Source organism: Lysobacter helvus, from assembly GCF_018406645.1.
Classification (GTDB): Bacteria; Pseudomonadota; Gammaproteobacteria; order Xanthomonadales; family Xanthomonadaceae; genus Noviluteimonas; species Noviluteimonas caseinilytica.
This window is the reverse complement of sequence record NZ_AP024546.1, coordinates 122,847-142,627: the sequence shown is the minus strand read 5'-3', so window position 1 is coordinate 142,627 and position 19,781 is coordinate 122,847. Positions and strand designations below refer to the sequence as shown.

21 protein-coding genes are annotated in these 19,781 nt (G+C 69.3%); 10 read left to right on the top strand and 11 right to left on the bottom strand.

Translation table 11 applies throughout. The annotated features are described in order from the left end of the window. Window positions 1-144: 144 nt before the first annotated feature. The 3 genes from phaR to gluQRS form a co-directional block, all read right to left on the bottom strand. Window positions 145-633, bottom strand: coding sequence for a polyhydroxyalkanoate synthesis repressor PhaR (gene phaR / locus LYSHEL_RS00745; RefSeq protein WP_213435150.1), 489 nt, complete (start codon window positions 631-633; stop codon window positions 145-147). A 178-nt stretch (window positions 634-811) separates the two neighbouring features. Next, window positions 812-1,552, bottom strand: a complete 741-nt coding sequence (phbB, locus tag LYSHEL_RS00740; protein ID WP_213435149.1) for an acetoacetyl-CoA reductase — start codon at window positions 1,550-1,552, stop codon at window positions 812-814. 29 nt (window positions 1,553-1,581) lie between these two features. Continuing rightward, window positions 1,582-2,484 (bottom strand): tRNA glutamyl-Q(34) synthetase GluQRS, encoded by a 903-nt coding sequence (gluQRS, locus tag LYSHEL_RS00735; protein ID WP_213435148.1) that lies wholly within the window; start codon window positions 2,482-2,484, stop codon window positions 1,582-1,584. Window positions 2,485-2,558: 74 nt separating this feature from the next. Between gluQRS and htpX the strand changes: the two genes are divergently transcribed. Further along, window positions 2,559-3,464, top strand: coding sequence for a protease HtpX (htpX, locus tag LYSHEL_RS00730; protein WP_213435147.1), 906 nt, complete (start codon window positions 2,559-2,561; stop codon window positions 3,462-3,464). Window positions 3,465-3,513: 49 nt separating this feature from the next. Here htpX and LYSHEL_RS00725 read toward each other — a convergent pair whose 3' ends face one another. Both LYSHEL_RS00725 and epmB read right to left on the bottom strand, forming a co-directional pair. Continuing rightward, entirely contained in the window at window positions 3,514-5,592 is a 2,079-nt protein-coding gene (locus LYSHEL_RS00725; protein WP_213435146.1) for an EAL domain-containing response regulator, read from the bottom strand. Between the two features lie 162 nt (window positions 5,593-5,754). Then, window positions 5,755-6,771 carry an EF-P beta-lysylation protein EpmB gene (gene epmB / locus LYSHEL_RS00720; protein ID WP_213435145.1) on the bottom strand — a complete coding sequence of 339 codons (1,017 nt, stop codon included), beginning with the start codon at window positions 6,769-6,771 and terminating at the stop codon, window positions 5,755-5,757. 88 nt (window positions 6,772-6,859) lie between these two features. On the opposite strand from epmB, the gene efp reads away from it, so the two are divergent. The 7 genes from efp (at window position 6,860) to folE2 (ending at window position 12,235) form a co-directional block, all read left to right on the top strand. Beyond that, complete coding sequence (gene efp, locus LYSHEL_RS00715; RefSeq protein WP_213435144.1) at window positions 6,860-7,426, top strand: elongation factor P; 567 nt, start codon at window positions 6,860-6,862, stop codon at window positions 7,424-7,426. Window positions 7,427-7,460: 34 nt separating this feature from the next. Next, window positions 7,461-7,682 carry a hypothetical protein gene (locus LYSHEL_RS00710; RefSeq protein WP_213435143.1) on the top strand — a complete coding sequence of 74 codons (222 nt, stop codon included), beginning with the start codon at window positions 7,461-7,463 and terminating at the stop codon, window positions 7,680-7,682. Then, a complete protein-coding gene (locus tag LYSHEL_RS00705) occupies window positions 7,679-9,010 on the top strand; it encodes a TRZ/ATZ family hydrolase (RefSeq protein ID WP_244858613.1) in 1,332 nt (443 codons plus the stop codon). The genes LYSHEL_RS00710 and LYSHEL_RS00705 overlap by 4 nt, the downstream gene beginning before the upstream one ends. A gap of 14 nt (window positions 9,011-9,024) precedes the next feature. Beyond that, window positions 9,025-9,756 (top strand): bifunctional 2-polyprenyl-6-hydroxyphenol methylase/3-demethylubiquinol 3-O-methyltransferase UbiG, encoded by a 732-nt coding sequence (ubiG, locus tag LYSHEL_RS00700; protein WP_213435142.1) that lies wholly within the window; start codon window positions 9,025-9,027, stop codon window positions 9,754-9,756. Next, a complete protein-coding gene (locus tag LYSHEL_RS00695; RefSeq protein WP_213435141.1) occupies window positions 9,753-10,442 on the top strand; it encodes a phosphoglycolate phosphatase in 690 nt (229 codons plus the stop codon). Before ubiG ends, LYSHEL_RS00695 begins: the two co-directional genes overlap by 4 nt. After that, window positions 10,430-11,152, top strand: coding sequence for a phytoene/squalene synthase family protein (locus tag LYSHEL_RS00690; RefSeq protein ID WP_213435140.1), 723 nt, complete (start codon window positions 10,430-10,432; stop codon window positions 11,150-11,152). The genes LYSHEL_RS00695 and LYSHEL_RS00690 overlap by 13 nt, the downstream gene beginning before the upstream one ends. A gap of 159 nt (window positions 11,153-11,311) precedes the next feature. Beyond that, entirely contained in the window at window positions 11,312-12,235 is a 924-nt protein-coding gene (gene folE2 / locus LYSHEL_RS00685; protein ID WP_213435139.1) for a GTP cyclohydrolase FolE2, read from the top strand. Here the strand turns inward: folE2 and LYSHEL_RS00680 are convergent. From LYSHEL_RS00680 to yidD, 3 genes are all read right to left on the bottom strand, one after another. Beyond that, window positions 12,232-13,086 (bottom strand): M23 family metallopeptidase, encoded by an 855-nt coding sequence (locus LYSHEL_RS00680; protein WP_213435138.1) that lies wholly within the window; start codon window positions 13,084-13,086, stop codon window positions 12,232-12,234. The genes folE2 and LYSHEL_RS00680 overlap by 4 nt on opposite strands. 77 nt (window positions 13,087-13,163) lie before the next feature. Further along, window positions 13,164-14,525: a dihydroorotase gene (locus LYSHEL_RS00675; RefSeq protein WP_213435137.1), complete on the bottom strand. Its 1,362-nt coding sequence runs from the start codon at window positions 14,523-14,525 to the stop codon at window positions 13,164-13,166. Window positions 14,526-14,548: 23 nt separating this feature from the next. Further along, a complete protein-coding gene (yidD, locus tag LYSHEL_RS00670) occupies window positions 14,549-14,767 on the bottom strand; it encodes a membrane protein insertion efficiency factor YidD (RefSeq protein ID WP_213435136.1) in 219 nt (72 codons plus the stop codon). 120 nt (window positions 14,768-14,887) lie between these two features. On the opposite strand from yidD, the gene dksA reads away from it, so the two are divergent. Then, window positions 14,888-15,961: an RNA polymerase-binding protein DksA gene (dksA, locus tag LYSHEL_RS00665; protein WP_213435135.1), complete on the top strand. Its 1,074-nt coding sequence runs from the start codon at window positions 14,888-14,890 to the stop codon at window positions 15,959-15,961. Window positions 15,962-16,027: 66 nt separating this feature from the next. Here dksA and LYSHEL_RS00660 read toward each other — a convergent pair whose 3' ends face one another. Genes LYSHEL_RS00660 through cysS form a run of 3 tightly spaced genes read right to left on the bottom strand, consistent with a single transcriptional unit; the run spans window position 16,028 to window position 19,085 of the window. Beyond that, window positions 16,028-17,269 (bottom strand): MFS transporter, encoded by a 1,242-nt coding sequence (locus tag LYSHEL_RS00660; protein ID WP_213435134.1) that lies wholly within the window; start codon window positions 17,267-17,269, stop codon window positions 16,028-16,030. Next, window positions 17,266-17,706, bottom strand: coding sequence for a SufE family protein (locus tag LYSHEL_RS00655; protein WP_213437463.1), 441 nt, complete (start codon window positions 17,704-17,706; stop codon window positions 17,266-17,268). Before LYSHEL_RS00655 ends, LYSHEL_RS00660 begins: the two co-directional genes overlap by 4 nt. 14 nt (window positions 17,707-17,720) lie before the next feature. Further along, the gene (gene cysS, locus LYSHEL_RS00650; RefSeq protein ID WP_213435133.1) at window positions 17,721-19,085 is read right to left on the bottom strand and encodes a cysteine--tRNA ligase; all 1,365 of its coding nucleotides are present in this window, start codon (window positions 19,083-19,085) and stop codon (window positions 17,721-17,723) included. Between the two features lie 147 nt (window positions 19,086-19,232). On the opposite strand from cysS, the gene LYSHEL_RS00645 reads away from it, so the two are divergent. Further along, window positions 19,233-19,643 (top strand): hypothetical protein, encoded by a 411-nt coding sequence (locus LYSHEL_RS00645; protein WP_213437461.1) that lies wholly within the window; start codon window positions 19,233-19,235, stop codon window positions 19,641-19,643. Window positions 19,644-19,781 lie beyond the last annotated feature (138 nt).

Sequence of the window (19,781 nt, the reverse complement as noted above, 5' to 3'; positions counted from 1 at the left end):
AAAGGTGTTTGGTGCGGTGCAGCAGGCGATGGTGCCGCTGCGCCGGTGGTGCGTCAAATGCGGGTGGCGGGACGCGCGGACGGGGTCGCGGTCTGGCAAAAAAAAAGCCGCGATCGCGGCTTTTCTGCGGTTCCCACCCCGGATTCAGGCCTTCGTCTCGTCCTTGGCCTTCCCCGAGCGCGCCGCCGGGCGGCCCATGGTCCCGCCGACGAGGTTCTGCTGGAAATCCTTCCACAGCTCCAGGTTCTTCTCGGTCAGCTGGTTGAGCATGGTCCACGGCGCCTGGCCGATCAGCCCGCTCATCTGCTGGCGGAACTGCTGCTGCTGTTCCAGGAACATCGTCATCGAGCGTTCCAGGTAACTGCCCATGAAGCCCTGCAGCGAATCCCCGTAGAACCGGATGATCTGGCTGAGCAGCTGGGTGGACAGCATCGGCTCGCCCTCCTGCTCGTGCTCCGAGATGATCTGGAGCAGCACGCAGCGGGTGAGGTCATCGCCGGTCTTGGCGTCGCGCACTTCGAACTCTTCGCCATCGACGATGAGCTGGCGCACGTCTTCGATCGTGATGTAGCTGGAGATGCGCGTGTCGTACAGACGGCGATTCGGATATTTCTTGATGACGCGGACTGGCATGTGCGGTCGACCCCCGAGGAACGCGGAGCCGAGCATGGCGCAGTGCAGCAGCGGAATGCAATAACCCTGTCAAGAGCCTCAGGTCATCATCGTGAACGGGCGGTTGGACGGGGTTTAGCGAAGCCGCGTGGCCCGCTCCCGACCTCCCCCGCGCGGCGGGGGAGGAGGCAGGCGCCGATTACCAACCCATGTATTGGCCGCCGTTGGCGGACAGGTTGGCGCCGGTGATCCAGCCGGCTTCGTCCGGCAGGAAGAACGACACGGCGTAGGCGATCTCGTCGGGCTCGCCGAGGCGGCCGGTCGGGATCTGCGCGACGATCTTGTTGCGCACGTCCTCCGGCACGGCCATGACCATGTCGGTGCCGATGTAGCCGGGCGAAACGGTGTTGACGGTGATGCCGAACTTCGCGTTCTCCTGCGCCAGCGAGATCGTGAAGCCGTGCATGCCGGCCTTCGCGGCGGCGTAGTTGGCCTGGCCGTACTGGCCCTTCTGGCCGTTGATCGAGGCGATCTGCACGATGCGGCCCCACTTGCGGGCGCGCATGCCTTCGATCACCGGGCGCGTGACGTTGAAGCAGGAATTGAGGTTGGTGCAGATCACCTCGGTCCACTGCTGCGAGGTCATCTTGTGGAAGGTGGTGTCGCGCGTGATGCCCGCGTTGTTCACCAGGATGTCGACGGGCCCGAGCTGGCGTTCGACCTCCTGGACCATCGCGGCGGCATCGTCGGCCGAGGCCACGTCGCCCTTCGCCAGCGCGATGTCCAGGCCTTCGCCGCGCAGCTTTTCCTGCCACTCGCGGGCTTTCTCTTCATTGCGGTAGTTGGTCGCCACGCGGTGGCCGGCGAGCGCCAACCGCTTGCAGATGGCCGTGCCGATCCCGCCCGTGCCGCCTGTCACCAACGCTATTTTTGCGCTCATGTGCCTCTCCCTTTGCAGTTCGCCCGAGTCTAGGCGTCGGATGCGACAGTGGCGTTGTGCAGTGCAATGGAGCGCGAAGGGATGCGTGAGGGATCGAACTCGACCAGTGCGGCCGCCAATGCAGCCCCTGGCGAGGCGCAATCGGCCAGTGCGGCCGGCGACTGGCCGAGCGCGGCCCACGCGAAGCGCAAGGCCGGGAGCGGATCGGCCGCATCGATCGGCAAGGCCGCCTGCGATTTCGAGAGCTTTCGGCCTGCGTCGTCGACGACCAGCGGCAAATGCGCGTAGCGCGGCGTCGGCAGGCCGAGCGCGCGCTGGAGGACGATCTGCCGCGGCGTGGAGTCGAGCAGGTCGGCGCCGCGGACGATGTCGGTGATGCCTTGCGCGGCGTCGTCGACGACCACGGCGAGCTGGTAAGCCCACAAGCCATCGGCGCGACGCAGCACGAAATCGCCGACCTCCGCGCTGACGTCCTGCACCACGCGACCCTGGATCGCGTCGTCGAACGCAACGTGCGTCCCCGCCGGCACGCGCAGCCGCACCGCGGGCGTGCGGCCGGGCTGCGGGCCCGCTACGCAGGCGTGGTGGATACCGCCGGCGGGCGCAAGGTCGGTGCGGCTGCACCAGCATTCGAACGCGGTGCCGGCATCGATGAGTTGCCCGAGCGCCTCGGCGTAGGCGGCATCGCGCGTCGACTGGTACAGCACGGCCTCGTCCGGCGTGAAGCCGAAGGCGGCGAGGGTGCGCAGTTGGTGGTCGATCGCGCCCGCCTGTTCGCGCGGCGGATCGATGTCCTCCACGCGCACCAGCCACGCGCCCCGCGCATGGTGCGCGAACAACCAACTGCCGAGCGCAGCCAGCAGCGACCCCGGATGCAGCGGGCCGGTGGGCGAGGGCGCGAAGCGCCCGCGGACGTGGGTGTCGGTGAACATTCGACTTGAATTTAACCGGCCCGCGCCTCAGTTTTCGACCACGGCCGCGACCCCCGGCGGCCAGGACCCCCGCCATGTTCAAGCGCGTCGCCCTGTTCCTCGCCACCAACCTCGCCGTCCTCGCGCTGTTGAGCATCGTGATGTCGGTGCTGGGCCTCAATCCCTCGAGCATGGCCGGCCTGCTGGTGATGGCCGCGGTCTTCGGTTTCGGCGGGTCGATCATCTCCCTGCTGTCGTCGAAGTGGATCGCCAAGCGCACCACCGGCGCCCACGTCATCGACCAGCCGCGCAACGAAACCGAACGCTGGCTCGTCGACACCGTGCGCCGCCAGGCGCAGGCCGCCGGCATCGGCATGCCGGAAGTCGCCGTCTACGACGCGCCGGAAATCAACGCCTTCGCCACCGGCGCCAACCGCAACAAGGCGCTGGTCGCCGTCTCCACCGGCCTGCTGCGCGCCATGGAGCGCGACGAAGCCGAAGCGGTGCTGGGCCATGAAGTCAGCCACGTCGCCAACGGCGACATGGTCACGATGGCCTTGCTGCAGGGCGTGCTGAACACCTTCGTGATCGTGCTTTCGCGCGTGGTCGGCCGCGTGATCGACGGCTACCTCAGCGGCGGTCGCGACAGCGGCGGTGGCGGCATCGGCTATTTCGTCACCGTGTTCGTGCTCGACATGGTGTTCGGCCTGTTCGCCAGCATGATCGCGATGTGGTTCTCGCGTCATCGCGAATTCCGCGCCGACGCCGGCGGCGCCACGCTGGCCGGCCGCGACAAGATGGTCGCCGCGTTGCAGCGCCTGTCGCAGACCTACGGCGCGAGCACGCTGCCGAAGCAGGTGGCCGCGTTCGGCATCAGCGGCGGCGTGGGGCACGGGTTGAAGCGCCTGTTCCTCAGCCATCCGCCGCTGGAGGAACGCATCGAAGCGCTGCGGAACTGGCAGCCGAATTCCGGCGACGTGCGACAGGGTGTCGTCGCGTAAACAAGAAGCCCGCCGGAAGGCGGGCTTTTTCGTTGCAGCGTGCGATGGATTACTGGAATTCGTAATCCATCTCGGGACCCGCGGCTGCCAGGAAATGCCCCTGCACGAAATCCACGCCGCTGGAGAACAGGAACGTCATGCTGCCGGCGTCCTGCACGAACTCGGCGATGGTCTGCGCACCCGTTTCCGCCACGCGCGCGCTCATCTCGCGGATCTTCGCCTGGTTTTCCGGGTTGGACGCCAGGTCCTGGATGAAGGCGCGATCGATCTTCACCAGCGCCGGTTCGAAGTGCTGCATCAGCTGGAACGAGTTGAGGCCCGTGCCGAACTGCTCCAGCCCCACGCGCGTGCCGAAGGCGGCCACCGCGGCGCGGAACGCCTGGGCCTGCTTGAGGTGCGTGAACACCTTGGACTCCGGCAACTGCAGCACCAGGCGCGAGCCCGGCACCTTGTGCACGGCCAGCTGTTCGCCGATGTAGCGCGCCAGCGTGTCGTCCTGCAGCGAGGCCTGGGTGATCTTGACCAGCATCGTGGTTTCTTTCCGCAGGCGCGCGCGCTCGGCGATCACCTGGATCGCGCGGCCCACCACCCAGCGGTCGATTTCCCACAGCAGGCCGTGCTCTTCGGCGATCGGCAGGAACATCTGCGGCGGCACCAGCTCGCCTTCGTTCGCGCCGCGCAGGCGCAGCAGCGATTCGTAGGTTTCGCCTTCGTCGCCGTGCAGGCTGATGACCGGCTGGTAATGCAGCACGAAGCCATCGCCGTCCACCGCCGTGCGGATGCGCTCGACCCACGCGCGCATGCGTTCTTCTTCCGCGCGATCCACCGCGCCCGGGTCGAAGATGTCGGCGCGGTTGCCGCCCACGCCCACCGACGACTGCACGCCCTGGCTCGCCTTGGCGAGCACTTGCGTCACCGAAGCGATCTTCTCGCCGATCTGCACGCCACCGATGCTCACCGTGGCGCTGAGCGAACGCTCGCCCACCGCGAACACGTGGTCGGCGAACGCCGAGCGCATGCGTTCGGCCAGCTCCACCGTGCTCTGGTGGTCGCTGTTGCGCGACAGCACCGCGAACTGGTGTTCGCCGAAGCGCGCCGCGACGTCGTCGTCGCGCAACGCGCTGCGCAGGCGGTCGGCGAGCGCGGCGATCAGGTCGTCCGCCGCCGCCAGGCCGATTTCCTGCAGCAGCTTGACGAAGTGATCGGGCTCCACCAGCAGCAACGCGTGGTGCGCGCCGCTCTGCGCCGTGCCGGCCACCGCGGTCTCGAGGGTCTGCAGGAACGTGGCACGGTTGAGCAGGCCGGTCGCCTGGTCGCGCTGGCGCAGCTCTTCGACTTCCCGCGCGAGTTCGGGGTCGGTTTCCTGGCGGCGGAACACGATCTGCACGCACGGCTCGCCTTCGTAGAAGGCGGGCGTGAATTCCATGACCGCCGGGAAGCTGTTGCCTTCCTGGTCGCGCGCTTCCAGTTCGTAGCGCGGCGGGGGCGTCTCGCCCTTCGACAGCTTCTTGAGCAGCGTCTTGAAGTCGGCCACGTCCTTGGACGCGACCAGGTCGAGCAGCGACATGCCTTCGAGGTCCTCGAAGTCGTCGAAGCCGAACATCTCCAGGTACGCCGCGTTCGCGCGGATGTGCATGCCTTCGTGCACGTAGGCGATGGGGTCGCGCGAGGATTCGATGAGTGCGTCGCAGCGGCGTTCGGTCTCGCGCACCTGCGCTTCGAGCAGGCGCTGCGCGCGACGCGCTTCCAGGTCGGCCCATTCGGCGCGCACGGTGCCGAGCAGGTGCGGCGCCCGGCCGCGCAGCACCAGGCCGCGCACGCCGCGTTCCTGGGCCTGCAGCAGGGTGGTGTCGTCGACGGTGTCGACCACCATCAGCACGGGCACGTCCTTGCCGCTGGCATCGAGCGCCTGCATGACCGCCGCCAGCGTGGGCGACTTGGCTTCGCGGGCGACGATGGCGATGTCGAGCGCGCCGCCCAGCAGGGCGGGCAGCTCGGCCTCGGATTCGGGGCGCGCTGCGCGCACGGCGATGCCGGCATTGCGCAGGCCACTGGCGATGGCCTCCGCTGCTTCGACACTGTCGTCGACGATCAGCAGCCGCAGCACGCTGTCCTGTTTGACTCGCATCCGTCTCTCTCTTGATCGGGTCGGCCCGGTCCGCCTCTCCTTCGGCGGGACGACGGTCGCGGGGTGGTTCGCAGGGCTCACGCCCATGCAAACGTTTCCCGACGACGAACGGATGCACTTATGGCACGAATGGTGGCTTGCGGTCCATGCGCCCGCGTCCGTTCAGAGGGGTCGCTTGCCCGGATCGCCGGGCAGTTCACGGACCAGGCGCGGCACGAGGTACCCCGACACCCGCGCGGCGAGGGCCCGGTGCAGGGCGATCGCGGTGGCGTCGTCGACCTCGAAATGGGCCGTGCCCTGCACCCGGTCCAACTGGTGCAGGTAGTAGGGCAGCACGCCGGCGGCCAGGCCCCGCTCGGAAAGCGCGGCCAGTGCGTCCACCGAATCGTTGACCCCGTGCAGCAGCACGGCCTGGTTGAGGAGCAGCGCGCCGGCCTCGCGCAGGCGCGCGAGGGCTTCGTCCACCTCGCCATCGAATTCATGGGCGTGGTTGGCGTGCACCACCACCGTCACCGGCCAGGGCAGGGCGCGCAGCCAGGCGACGAGGTCGGCGTCCACGCGCGCGGGCAGCACGATCGGCAGGCGCGTGTGCACGCGCAGGCGGCGCAGGTGCGGGATCGCGGCCAGTGCATCGGTCAGTTCGGCCAGCTTGTGGGTGGCCAGCGTCCACGGATCGCCGCCGGACAGGATCACTTCCTCCACGCCCGGATCTTCCGCGATGCGGGCCACGGCCTCGCGCCAACCGTTCGCCGCCGCGGTGTCGCCGGCGTAGTCGAAATGGCGGCGGAAGCAGTAGCGGCAATGCACCGCGCAACTCCCCGTGGCGACGAGCAACGCGCGCCCCCGGTACTTCTGCAGCACGCCGTGCGCGGTGCGCGCGGCGAGGTCGCCGACGGCATCCAGGCCGAAGCCGGGGACCAGGCGGTCCTCGTCATCCAGCGGCAGCACCTGCCGCAGCAGCGGATCGCGCGGATCGCCGGCCCGCATGCGCGCCACGAACGCCCGCGGCACCCGCAGCGGGAACTGCGCTGCGGCCGCATCGGAGATCCGCGCCGACAGCGCCTCCAGCCCGAGCATCGACAGCAGTTCCCGCGGGTCGCGGACCGCATCGCGCAATTGCCGTTGCCAGCCGGCGGGGGCAGGCAGCGGCTGCAGGGGAAGGGGTGGGGCGGGTATCATGCCGGGCTAGTCGCTTCAGAGCCCGCCATTCTAGCCGCCGATCGCGGCCCGGCCGGCCCTCGCACACATTCGCAACAGGAGCACCACCGTGGCCACGCTAGGCATGAACGACGTCAAGACCGGACAGAAGATCCTGGTCAACAACGACCCTTGCATCATCATCGACACCGAATACGTCAAGCCGGGCAAGGGCCAGGCGTTCACCCGCGTGAAGTACCGCAGCATCAAGTCGGGCCGCGTCGTCGAAATGACGATGAAGGCCACCGACAGCGTGGAACAGGCCGACGTGGTCGACACCGACATGCAGTACCTCTACGCCGACGGCGAGTACTGGCATTTCATGAACCAGGAATCCTTCGAGCAGGTCCAGTCCGACAAGGCCGGCATGGGCGGCGCGGAGAAGTGGCTCAAGGGCGAAGAGGAATGCGTGGTCACGCTGTGGAACGGCTCGCCGATCATGGTCACCCCGCCCAACTTCGTCGAACTGAAGATCGTCGAGACCGATCCGGGCGTGCGCGGCGACACCTCGGGCGGCGGCGGCAAGCCGGCCACGCTCGAGACCGGCGCGGTGGTCCGCGTGCCGCTGTTCGTCGGCAACGAAGAGATCATCAAGGTCGACACGCGTTCGGGCGAATACGTCAGCCGCGTGAAGTGATGTGACCCAGCCCGCGCCCAACATGATCGAAGGCATGGATTCGCCCGCCGCGTACCTGGCGGTGTGGCTGGTCGGCGTGCTGCTGGCCGCCGGCGCGGTGCTGTGGCTGTGGAACAGCACCCTGCCGCGGATCTTCCCCGGCCAGGTGCGCACGCTGTCCTACGGCGAATCGCTGCGCCTGATGATCCTGGCGTGGCTGCTGTTCGGGGCCGGCGCGTTCGGGCTCACCTACGCGCTCGGGTTCGGCGTCTGGTGACGCGCGAAGCCTGCGACCTGCTGGTCGAAGCCGGCCACGTCGTCCCGGTCGTCCCGCACGGCGTGGTGCTCGAGCGCCATGCCGTCGCCGTGCGCGACGGCGCGATCGTCGCGATCCTGCCCATCGACGCCGCGCGCGAACGCTTCGAAGCGCGCGAAGTCGTCTCGCGCCCCGATGCCGCGCTGATCCCGGGCCTGGTCAACGCGCACACGCACAACCCGATGACGCTGCTGCGCGGCGTCGCCGACGACCTGCCGCTGATGGACTGGCTGCAGGGCCACATCTGGCCGATCGAGGGCGCGGTGATCGGGCCGGATTTCGTTGCCGATGGCGTGTCGCTCGCGATCGCCGAGATGCTGCGCGGCGGCACCACGTGCTGCAACGAAAACTATTTCTTCCCCGACGTGCAGGCCGCGACGTACCGCAAGTTCGGTTTCCGCGCGCGCGTCGGCCTGCCCGTCATCGACTTCCCCACCGCGTGGGCGCGCACGTCGGACGAATATTTCCACCGCGCCGGCGAAGTGCACGACCAGTGGCGCAACGATCCGCTGGTGGCCACCGCGTTCGCGCCGCACGCGCCGTACACCGTGTCGGACGCGAACTTCGAACGCATCCGCATGCTGTCCGACCAGCTCGACGTGCCGGTGCACTGCCACGTGCACGAAACCGCGCACGAAGTGACCGAATCGCAGGCGCAGCACGGCCAGCGTCCGCTCGCGCGGCTGGATCGCCTCGGCCTGGTCAACGATCGGTTGATCGCCGTGCACATGACGCAGCTCACCGACGCGGAAATCGCGCTGTGCGCCGAACGCGGCGTGAGCATCGCGCACTGCCCGGAATCCAACCTCAAGCTCGCCTCCGGCTTCTGCCCGGTCGCGAAGATCACGCACGCCGGCATCAACCTTGCCATCGGCACCGATGGCGCAGCGAGCAACAACGACCTCGACATGTTCGGCGAGCTGCGCACCGCGGCGTTGCTGGCGAAGGGCGTCGGCGAAGACGCATCCGCGCTGGATGCGTTCGCCGCCTTGCGCGCCGCGACGCTCGGTGGTGCGAAGGCGATGGGCTTCGACCATCTCGTCGGCTCGATCGAAACCGGCAAGCAGGCCGACCTCGTGCTCGTCGACCTCGGCGCGCTCGAAACCCAACCTTTGCACCACGTGGTGTCGCAGCTCGTGTACGCGTGCGGCCGCCACCAGGTCAGCGACGTGTGGATCGCGGGGCAGCGCAAGCTCGACAAGCGCATCCTCGTGGACATGGACACCGATGCGCTCGTCGCCAACGCGCGCCAGTGGCGCGACCGCATCGCCACGGTACGCACGGCGTGACGCAGGAGCCCGGCATGCAAGACGCAGCGCGCGACGACAACCCTTCGTCCGACAACTTCCGCCAGGCCGAACTCGATCGCTTCAACGAGCTCGCGCATCGCTGGTGGGATCCCGAAGGTCCGCAGAAGGCGTTGCACGCGCTGAATCCCGCGCGCCTGGCCTACGTCGCCGAACGCGCGCCGCTGCCCGGCACGCGCGTGCTCGACGTCGGATGCGGCGCGGGCTTGCTGAGCGAAGCGATGGCCGCGGCGGGCGCCGATGTGGTCGCGATCGACCTTGCGCCCGACCTGCTGAAGGTCGCGCGCCTCCACGGCCTGGAAACCAACGTGCGCGTGGACTATCGCGAAGTCGCCGCCGAAACGCTGGCGGCCGACATGCCCGCAGCGTTCGACACGATCACCTGCATGGAAATGCTCGAGCACGTGCCGGATCCCGGCGCCGTGCTGTCCGCGTGCGCAGCGATGCTCAAGCCCGGCGGCCGCCTGTTCGTCTCCACGCTCAACCGCACGCCGGCCGCATTCGCGCTGGCGATCGTCGGCGCGGAATACGTCGCGCGCATCCTGCCGAAGGGCACGCACCAGTACCGCGATTTCATCAAGCCGTCCGAACTCTCGGCGTGGCTGCGCGCCGCCGGCCTCGAACTCGAGGACGTCAGCGGCCTGCTGTACGAACCCTGGCGCAATGCCGCGCGCATCGGCCGCCGCACGGACGTGAATTACCTGGCGTGCGCCCGGAAGCCCGGATGAGTGCATCGCAGCAAGCCAGCGCGCCCCGCTTCCCGCGCGCCGTGCTGTTCGACCTGGACGGCACGCTGCTCGACAGCGCGCCGGACATGCTCGCCACGGTGAACGCGATGCGCGCCGCGCGCGGACGCGGCCCGATGGCGATGGACGCGTTGCGCCCGGTCGTGTCGAAAGGCGCGCGCGCGATGGCCGCGGCCGCATTCCCCGATGTCGATGCCGACGAGCGCAACGGCTGGATCCCCGAGTTCCTCGAAATCTACGAACGCGAACTCGGCCACCACGGCGAACTGTTCGACGGCGTCGCGGAGATGCTCGCCGCGCTCGAAGCCGACGGCTGCGCGTGGGGCATCGTCACCAACAAACCCGAATACCTCGCGCGCAAGCTGATGCCGCTGCTCGGCTGGGAAACGCGCTGCGCCGTGCTGATCGGCGGCGACACGCTGCCGCAGCGCAAGCCGCATCCGCTGCCGTTGCTGCACGCGGCCGACGCGATGGGCGTCGCGCCCGCCGATTGCGTGTACGTCGGCGACGACGAACGCGACATCGCCGCCGCGCGTGCTGCGCGCATGCGTTCGGTCGTCGCGCTGTGGGGCTATCGCCTGGACGAAGACGATCCGCAAGCGTGGCAGGGCGACGTGCTCGTCGAAACGCCGCGCCAGTTGCTGGACGCCGCTGCGTGGCCGGCGTGATGCCCGTGCGCGATCCGGCGGTCGACAGCGCGCTGGAAAAGTGGCGCGCGCACTGGCCCGAGTGGACCTTCGCCGAACCCTTCGTGCCGTTCATGCATCGCGAGCGCGCGCAGGCGTGGTTCGCCTTGCGCAGCGAACTGGTGCAAGCCGCGTGGGGCGGCGCCGATCCGCGCCCCGGCGAAGCGAAGCTCGCGTGGTGGGCCGAAGAACTGCAGGGCTGGGCGCGCGGCATGCGCCGCCATCCGCTGGGCAACGTGTTGCAGCGCGAAGCCGCGCCGTGGGGCGACCTGGGCGCGAGCCTGGCGTCGCTGGCCGCATCGCGCCAGCGTGCCGCCAACGAAGACGAAGCGTTCGCGCGCCTCGTGCCGCATGCGCAAGCGCTGTCGTCGATCTCCACGCGGCTGTTCGCCTCGCCGTCGGACGCGGCCCCGGTGCCGAGCGTCGTCGCAGGCCTGCTGGCGGAACAACTCTTCCTGCTGGATGCAGGCGCGGTGCCGCAAGCCTTCGCGTCGGCGCCGGATGCGCCGCGGACCTGGGCGCGCGAATTGTGGAATCGCTGGCCCATCCCGCACGAAGGCGCGGTGGCGGGGCGCCTCTACGCCACGTTGCTGCGCAAGCGCCTGCTCGGATTCTCGAAGGGCGCGGCCCCCGCGACGCCGCTGCCGGCCTGGCGAGCACTGGGTGCAAGCTGGCGCGCCGCAAGGCGCTAGCGCTCGTCGTTCCCGCGAAGGCGGGAACCCATCGATCCGATGGGCGCGTCGGCCTGGATTCCCGCCTTCGCGGGAATGACCTGTTCCGGCCGCGTCGACACGGCCCCGCTCGCCGCGCCGCTACAATGCGCGCCTTCGCATTCCCCCGGCGAACCCCCGATGTCCTCCACGCAAGGCCCCGCCCAGCTCCCCGATGTCGCCTTCGAAGCGGCTGCGCTCGCACGCCCGCTCGACTGGGTGGGCATGGATCGCGTCGCGGTGCCGGTGCGCGTGCATGACGCGGAAGGCGCGACCGTGCAGGTCGCCGCCGATGTCGATGTCGCCGTGGACCTGCGCGATGCCGACGCGCGCGGCATCCACATGTCGCGCCTGTACCTGCAGTTGCAGCAGGCCTTCGCGCGCGAAGCGATCACCGCGCCGGGCCTGCGCCGCGTGCTGCAGGGCTTCATCGATTCGCAGGCTGGCCTGTCGACGCGCGCGCGCCTGCAGGTCCGCTACGACCATCTGCTGCAGCGTCCCGCGCTGGCGAGCGGACACCTGGGCTGGAAGCGCTACCCCGTGTCGATCGACGCCGAACTCGCCGACGGCCACCTGCAGCTCGTGCTCGGCTTCGCCGTCGAGTATTCGAGCACGTGCCCCGCGTCGGCTGCGCTCTCGCGCCAGCGCAACGCCGATCGCTTCAACGAAGACTTCGCCGCCGCGCGCCCGTTGTCGCCGCAGGTCGTGGGCGAATGGCTTGCGTCCGAACGCGGCCTGGCCGCCACGCCGCACGCACAGCGCAGCCGCGCCGACGTGCGCGTGACCTTGCGCCCGGCCTTCGACGAACTCCCGCTGCTCCCGCTCGTCGATGCGGTGGAAGCCGCGCTCGGCACGCCGGTGCAGACGGCGGTGAAGCGCGAGGACGAACAGGCCTTCGCCGAACTCAACGCCGCCAACCTGATGTTCTGCGAGGACGCCGCGCGCCGCGTGGCGGCCGCGCTGGCCAGCGATGCGCGCGTCGAACGCTGGGACGTGCGCGTAGCGCACTTCGAAAGCCTGCACCCGCACGATGCGGTGGCGCGGGTGTCGGGCGCGCACGCTTAACGCGTCGCGTCGTCCCCCAGCACCAGCAGCGGATCGATCCGCACCTCGAACCAGTTCATGCCCCAATGCAGGTGCGGCCCGCTCGCGCGCCCGGTCGCGCCGACGGCGCCGATCACCTGGCCCTGCGCGACGCGATCGCCCACGTGCACATCGATGCGCGACAGGTGCAGGAAATTCGAACTCACGCCGTGGCCGTGGTCGAGCAGCAGCGTGCCGCCGGTGAGATAGAGGTCGGTGGCCGCGAACGTGACGATGCCCGCCGCTGGCGCCAGCACCGGCGTGCCCGTGGGCGCCGCGATGTCCATGCCCGAATGCGGCGCCTGCGGGACGTCCGTGCCGTCCTTCAAGACGTACACGCGCCGGTTGCCGAAGCGTCCGCTGATGCGGCCGCGCACCGGCCAGATGAAGGCCTGTGCAAAATCGCTGCGCGCATCGTCGCGCGTGCGCGCGGCGGCGACGGCGGCCTGTTCGCGTTCGATGCGCGCGGCGATCTCCGGCGGCGGCGACACGGTTTGCGGCGGCACGCCGGTGATGCGTTCGACCGGGAAATCGCGCGGCGTGACGGTGATGCGGTGTTCGATGGGCGCCGACGACGGCGGCGTGATCGCGACGACGATCGAGGCGGGCGCATCGCGCGCCACGCCGATCGCGAACGTGCCATCCGGCGCGACGCGCACCACGCGTCCGGCATATTCGACGCGCGCGTCGGGATGCGTGTGGCCGATGACGAGGGCGCCTTGCTGGACTTCGTCCGGGAGCACGTAGGTCGTGCGCGCGTGCGTCGTCGGCGGCGTGATGACCGCGCCGGTGCCCGGATTGGAAGCGCAGCCTGAAAGCAACAAAGCCGTCATTCCCGCGAAGGCGGGAATCCACGAAGCGCGACGAAGCCCCGGTTTCCCGCCTTCGCGGGAATGACGCGCCATCGACCTCACCGCGCGAATTCCAGCCTCTGCCCGTTCGGCGTCCCCGCCAGTTGGCTGCCGTCCCACACCAGTTCGCCATTCACCCACGTGGCGCCGATGCGCGAATGGAACGTGCGGCCTTCGAACGGCGACCAGCCGCACTTCGACAGCACGTCCTCGCGGCGCACGGTGAACGGCGTGTCGTCGATCAGCACGATGTCCGCAGCAAAGCCTTCGCGCAGGAACCCGCGCTGCGCCACGTCGAACAACTGCGCCGGCGCATGCGACACCTTCTGCACCACCTGCGCGGTGGTGAGCTTGCCTTCGCGCACCAGTTCCAGCGCCGCGACCAGCGCGTACTGCACCAGCGGCAGGCCGCTCGGCGCGCCGGTGTAGGGGCGTGACTTCTCTTCGAGCGTGTGCGGCGCATGGTCCGTTGCCAGCACGTCGATCACGTCCTCGGCGACCGCGGCGATCAACGCCTCGCGATCGCTGGCTTCCTTGATCGACGGATTGCACTTGATCAGGTGCCCGAGCGTCGCGTAATCGGCGCGGTCGAAGCGCAGGAAGTGGATGCAGGTTTCGGCGGTGATGCGCTTGCGCGTGCCGTCGCCGCGGATGAGCGGGCCGCGTTCGAACAGGGCCAGCTCGTCGGCGGTGCTGATGTGCAGCACGTGCAGGCGCGAATCGTTGCGGCGGGCCAGCTCCAGCGCGAGCAGCGTGGACTTCATGCACGCCTGGCGCGAGCGGATGTCGGCGTGGAATTCGGCCGGGATGTCGTCGCCGAAGCGCGCCTTGAACTGCGCCAGGGTGGCGTCGATCATCGGCGTGTCTTCGCAGTGCGTGATGATCGGCGTGGGCGCGTACTTGAAGATCGCGTCCAGGGTCTCCGGGTTGTCGACCAGCATGTTGCCGGTGGAGGCGCCCATGAACACCTTCACGCCCGGCGTGCGCAGCGGATCGATCGCCTTCACCGCTTCCAGGTTGTCGTTGCTGGCGCCCATGTAGAAGCCATAGTTGGCGCGTGCCCGTCCCGCGGCGCGCGCGTACTTGTCTTCCAGCGCCGCCGCGTCCAGCGTGGGCGGGTTGGTGTTGGGCATGTCCATGAAGCTGGTGAGCCCGCCGGCCACCGCGGCCGCGGACTCGGTGGCGATGTCCGCCTTGTATTCCATGCCCGGTTCGCGGAAGTGCACCTGGTCGTCGATCATCCCGGGCAGCACGCGGCGCCCGGCGGCATCCACGACGTGTTCGCCTTCGCGCGCGGACAGGCCGGTGCCGATCTGCGCGATGCGCCCGTTCTCCATGCGCAGGTCGGATTCGAATTCGCGGCCGTCGCTGACGAGGCGGGCGTTGACGATCAGCGTGGGCTTGCTCGCGATGGGGGGCATGCGGAGTTCCTTCTGAATGCGGATCAGCGTGGCGGCACGGGATCGTGCCCGCCGGGGTGGAAGGGATGGCAGCGCGCGACGCGGCGCGCGGCGAGCCAGCTGCCGCGCAGGGCACCGTAGCGTGCCACGGCTTCCATCGCGTACTCCGAACACGTGGGTGCGAATCGGCAGCGCGGGCCGAGCAACGGGCTGATCCAGCGCTTGTAGGCGCGCAGGCAGCCGATGAGCAGACGGTCGATCACGGTGCGCAAACCGGTCCTCGTATAGGCGTGGCGGGACGATGTTGCGCGGGTTGCCGCACCCGGCGGGGCAGGGTATAACAGCGCGCTTTCCCGCCTCAAGGGAACGAGGACGTCACGCTCGTGGCAGCGAAGAAACCAGCGAAGAAGGCCGCCAAGGCCGCGAAGAAGACCAGCGCCGCCAAGCCGGCAGCGAAGAAGCCCGCCGCGAAGAAAGCCGTGCCCGCCAAAAAGGCGACGCCGGCGAAGAAACCCGTAGCGAAGAAGGCAGCCCCGGCGAAGAAGCCGGTCGCGAAGAAGGCAGCGCCGGCGAAGAAGCCCGTCGCCAAGCCCGTCGCGAAGAAACCTGCACCCGTCAAGAAGGCTGCTGCACCGGCGAAAGCCGCGCAGAAGCCGGCAGCCAAGGCTGCCCCCACCAAGGCCGCGCCTGCGAAGGCCGCGCCGATGAAGGCCGCACCCATCAAAACCGCACCCGCAAAAGCCGCACCTGTCAAAGCCGCACCCGTCGCGAAGTCCGCGCCGGCCGCAGTGAAGAAGCCCGCCGCCAAGCCCGCCACGACGAGCGCACCGTTCGACGCACCGGTGGCAAAGCCCGTCGCCACCCCGGCCAAGGCCACCAAGCCCGCCACCGCAAGCGCACCGAAGTCGGCCACCACGTCGGCCGCCGTCACGTCGCGCCCACGTCCGGAGGGGAAAGTGGCGGTTGCCGTCGCAGCCCGTCCGGCTGCGCCCACGCCGCGGGGAAAAGTGAAGGTCGTGCAGTACAAGAACGATGAGACCACGGGTCGTCCCGTCATCCCGCAGGGCTACAAGCCCTCGAATGACGAGGAGTACATGAGCCCGTTGCAGGTCGAGTACTTCCGCCAGCGCCTGCTGTCCTGGCGCAGCGACCTGGTCGAGGAATCCAAGCAGACCATCGAGAACCTCAAGGACGAAGTGCGCGACGTCGGCGACGAAGCCGAACGTGCGACGCGCGAGACCGAGAACTCGCTCGAACTGCGCACGCGCGACCGCTACCGCAAGCTGATCGGCAAGATCGACAGCACGCTCAAGCGCCTGGATGCCGGCGAATACGGCTACAGCGTGGACTCGGGCGAAGAGATCGGCCTGGAGCGCCTCGAAGCGCGCCTCACCGCCGAGCGCACGATCGACGAGCAGGAGCGTTGGGAGCACTTGCAGAAGCAGATGGGCGACTGAGTTCCATCGCCCGTCATTCCCGCGCAGGCGGGGATCCAGGAAGCCCCGCGGAAGCGGGGCTTTTTGTTAGTGCAGCTCGCGCAAGTCCAGCTTGCGCAACTTCGGCGCCAGCTTCGCGGTCGCCGCGACGATGCCCATCGTCATGCACCCGCCGAAGATCACCGACGGCACCAGGCCCAGCAGCTTCGCCGCCAGGCCCGATTCGAACGCACCGAGTTCGTTCGACGATCCGATGAAGATCCCGTTGATCGCGGACACGCGCCCGCGCATCGCGTCGGGCGTGGCGAGCTGCAGGATGGTCGAACGCAGCACCACCGACACACCGTCGAATGCACCGGAGGCGAATAGCAACGCCGCCGACAGCCACATGTTCTTCGACAGCGCGAAGCACACGATGCACAGCCCGAAGCCGAACACCGCCATCAGCAGCAGGCGGCCCGCGTTGCGTTCCGGCGGCTTGCGCGACAGCCACAACCCGACGATCACCGCGCCCGCGGCCGGCGCACCGCGCAGGATGCCGAGCGCTTCCGGCCCCGCGTGCAGCACGTCCTTGATGAAGGCCGGCAGCAACGCGACCGCGCCGCCGAACAACACGGCGAACATGTCGAGCGCGAGCGCGCCGAGCAGGATCTGGTGGCCGAACACGAAGCGCAGTCCTTCGCCGATGCTGGCGAAGATGGGCGCGCGTTCGCCTTCGTGGTGCGGTTCGTGGATCCGCATCAGCAGCAACGCGATCGCCGCTGCGAGTGCGAGCGCCGCGGCCAGGCCATACGCCGCGCCCTTGCCGGCCCACGCGACCAGCGCGCCGCCGAACGCGGGCCCGAGCACGAGTCCCAGCTGGAACACGACGCTGCCGAACCCCGCGCCGCGCGCGAACTGCTCGCGCGGCAACACGCGCGCGAACAAGGTGTTGTAGATCGGCGTCAGGAACGAACGCACCGTGCCGGTGAGCGCGATCGCCGCGTAGATCAGCAGCGTGCCGTGCGGATCGAGCCAGCCTTGCGTGATCGACACCAAGACGAACGCGGTGATCGCCAGCCCCGAACACGCAAGCGCGCCGAGACGCCGCCGCCGCAGGTGATCGACCAGATAGCCGGCGAACGGCGCGACGCAGAAATACGGGATCACTTCCGCCAGCCCCACCAGGCCCAGCGCGAGCGGATCGCGCGTGATCTCGTAGATGTGCCAGCCCACCGTCACCGCGACGATCTGGTACGACAGCATCGCCAGGATGCGATAGCTGAGCAGTTGCAGGAACGCGCGGTTCTTCAGCGGCGCCGGTGCGGCCGCGGCGACGGCTTCGCTCACGCGGCGATCGCCCGTGCGCGGTCGCGGATGAAGCCCAGCAGCGCGGCGTGGCCGTTGCTGCGCGTGGGCGACAGGTGCTTCGACAGGCCGATCTCTTCGATGTACGCAGGTTCCGTGGCGAGGATCTCGTCCGCCGAACGCCCCGAGTAGACGCGCAACGCGAGGAACGCCAGGCCCGACACGATCGCCGAGTCGCTGATCGCGCGGAAATCCAGGCGCGCGCGGTCGCCTTCGCCGACGATCCACACCATCGACTGGCACCCGTGCAGGCGATGGTCTTCGGTCTTCAGCGCATCGGGGAACGCGGGCAGCTTGCGGCCGAGGTCGATCAGGTACTGGTAACGCTCCGACCAGTCACCGAAGAACGCGAACTCCTCGGCGATCGCGGCCTGCGCCTGCGCGGCGCTGGGCTCCAGCGGGAACAACGCGTCGCTCATTCCAGCCACCTGGTTCATGCACGCTTCCAGCGTACGCCCTGGGGCGTGTCTTCCAGGAGAACGCCTTCGTCGGCCAGCTGTTGGCGGATGGCGTCGGCGCGGGCGAAATCGCGCGCGGCCTTGGCGGCGATGCGTTCGTCGATCAGGGCCTGGATGCGGGTGTCGTCGTCTTCGGACGCACCGCGTGCGAACCAGGCTTCGGGCGCCTGTTGCAGCAGGCCCAGCGCGAGCCCGGCCCCGAGCACTGCGGCCTTCGCTTCGCGGCGCGCGGGCCCTTCGGCCTTGCGTGCGTCACCGGCGATGCGGGCGAGTTCGGCGAGCGCCTGCGGCGTGTTGAGGTCGTCGTCGAGCGCGTCTTCGATCGTCGCGGGGATCGCGGGCGCGGCGTCCACGTCCGCGAGGTCGCGCAACGTGCCGTACAGGCGATCGAGCGTGCGCACGGATTGTTCGATCAGCGCCGGCGTCCAGTCGAGCGGCTGGCGGTAGTGCGCCGACAGCAACGCCAGGCGCAGCGCTTCGGCCGGGTGCTTCGCGAGCAGGTCGTGGATGCGCTCGACGTTGCCCACCGACTTGGACATCTTCGCGCCACCGAACACCAGCATCCCGTTGTGCAGCCAGAAGCGCGCGAACGGTTTTCCGCCGTGCGCGCATTCGCTCTGCGCCACTTCGTTCTCGTGGTGCGGGAACTGCAGGTCGATGCCGCCGGCGTGGATGTCGATGGTGTCGCCGAGGTGCGCTTCGGCCATCGCGGAGCACTCGATGTGCCAGCCGGGACGGCCGCGGCCCCACGGCGAATCCCAGCCGGGGAGGTCGTCCGTCGAGGGCTTCCACAACACGAAGTCGCCGGGATCGCGCTTGTACGGCGCCACTTCGACGCGCGCGCCGGCGAGCATGTCGTCGGGATCGCGGCGCGAGAGCTTGCCGTATTCGGAAAAACTTCCGACGGAGAACAGCACGTGGCCTTCCGCCGCGTACGCATGCCCGCTTTCGATGAGGCGCTCGATCATCGCGACGATCTGCGGGATGTGGTCGGTCGCCTTCGGCTGCAGTTCCTGCGGGACCACGCCGAGGGCCGCCATCTCCTCGCGGTAAGCGGCGGTGAAGCGGTCGGTGATCTGGCCGATCGGCACGCCCGCTTCGCGCGCGGCGTTGTTGATCTTGTCGTCGACGTCCGTGATGTTGCGCGCGTAGCGCAGGCCGCCGAAGCGGCGGCGGAGCAGGGCGGCCAGCACGTCGAACACCACGGGCCCGCGCGCGTTGCCGATGTGCACGTAGTTGTAGACCGTCGGCCCGCACAGGTACATCGTCGGGGCGGACGGATCGAGCGGCGCGAAGGGCTCGACCCGGCGCGTGAGGGTGTTGAACAGGCGCAGGTTCATGGCGTCGTACAGGGGGTGACCGGGGCATTCTACCGGTCACGACAGGGCCGATTCAGGCCGAAGGCCCGGTGCGGCGCTTACACTGAATGCGTGCGCACCCTCGCAGCCCCCGTCATCGCCCTGATCCTGTCCGCCTTCGCGGGCGCCATGCCCGTGGTCGCACGGGCCCAGGACAGCGGCACCACGGTGCTCCAGAACGAGAACGTCCGCCTCGACTTCGCCCAGGTGATGCGCGTGCAGCCGATCTACCAGGTGTTGCGCGCCACCCGCATGGAACCGCGCTGCCACGGCGACGCCGAGCCCGCGGGCACCGGCGTGGCGAAGGTGGTCGGCGCCGTGCGCGGGGCCTTCGGCGGCAAGCCCGCGCCGGCGCCGGCCCAGGGCGAGTGCGAGATGGTCCCCGTCGTGCGCGAATTCCGCCGGCCCATCGCCTACGACGTGGACTACGTGTACCGCGGCACCAAGTACCGCTCGCGCCTGCCGTTCGACCCGGGCAACCGCCTGCGGGTCCGCGTTTCGGTGGTGCCCTACATCCCGCCGCGCGCCAGCACGCCCTGACGCTTTCGTTGCATCGCCGCACCCTTGGTGCGACCATGCGCGCCCCATGACGCACCTCCGCGCCGACGCCGACGTCCTCACCTCCGCCTACATGGCGGCCGGGATGACTTCGCGCGCGCGCCGACTGCAGGCCCACAA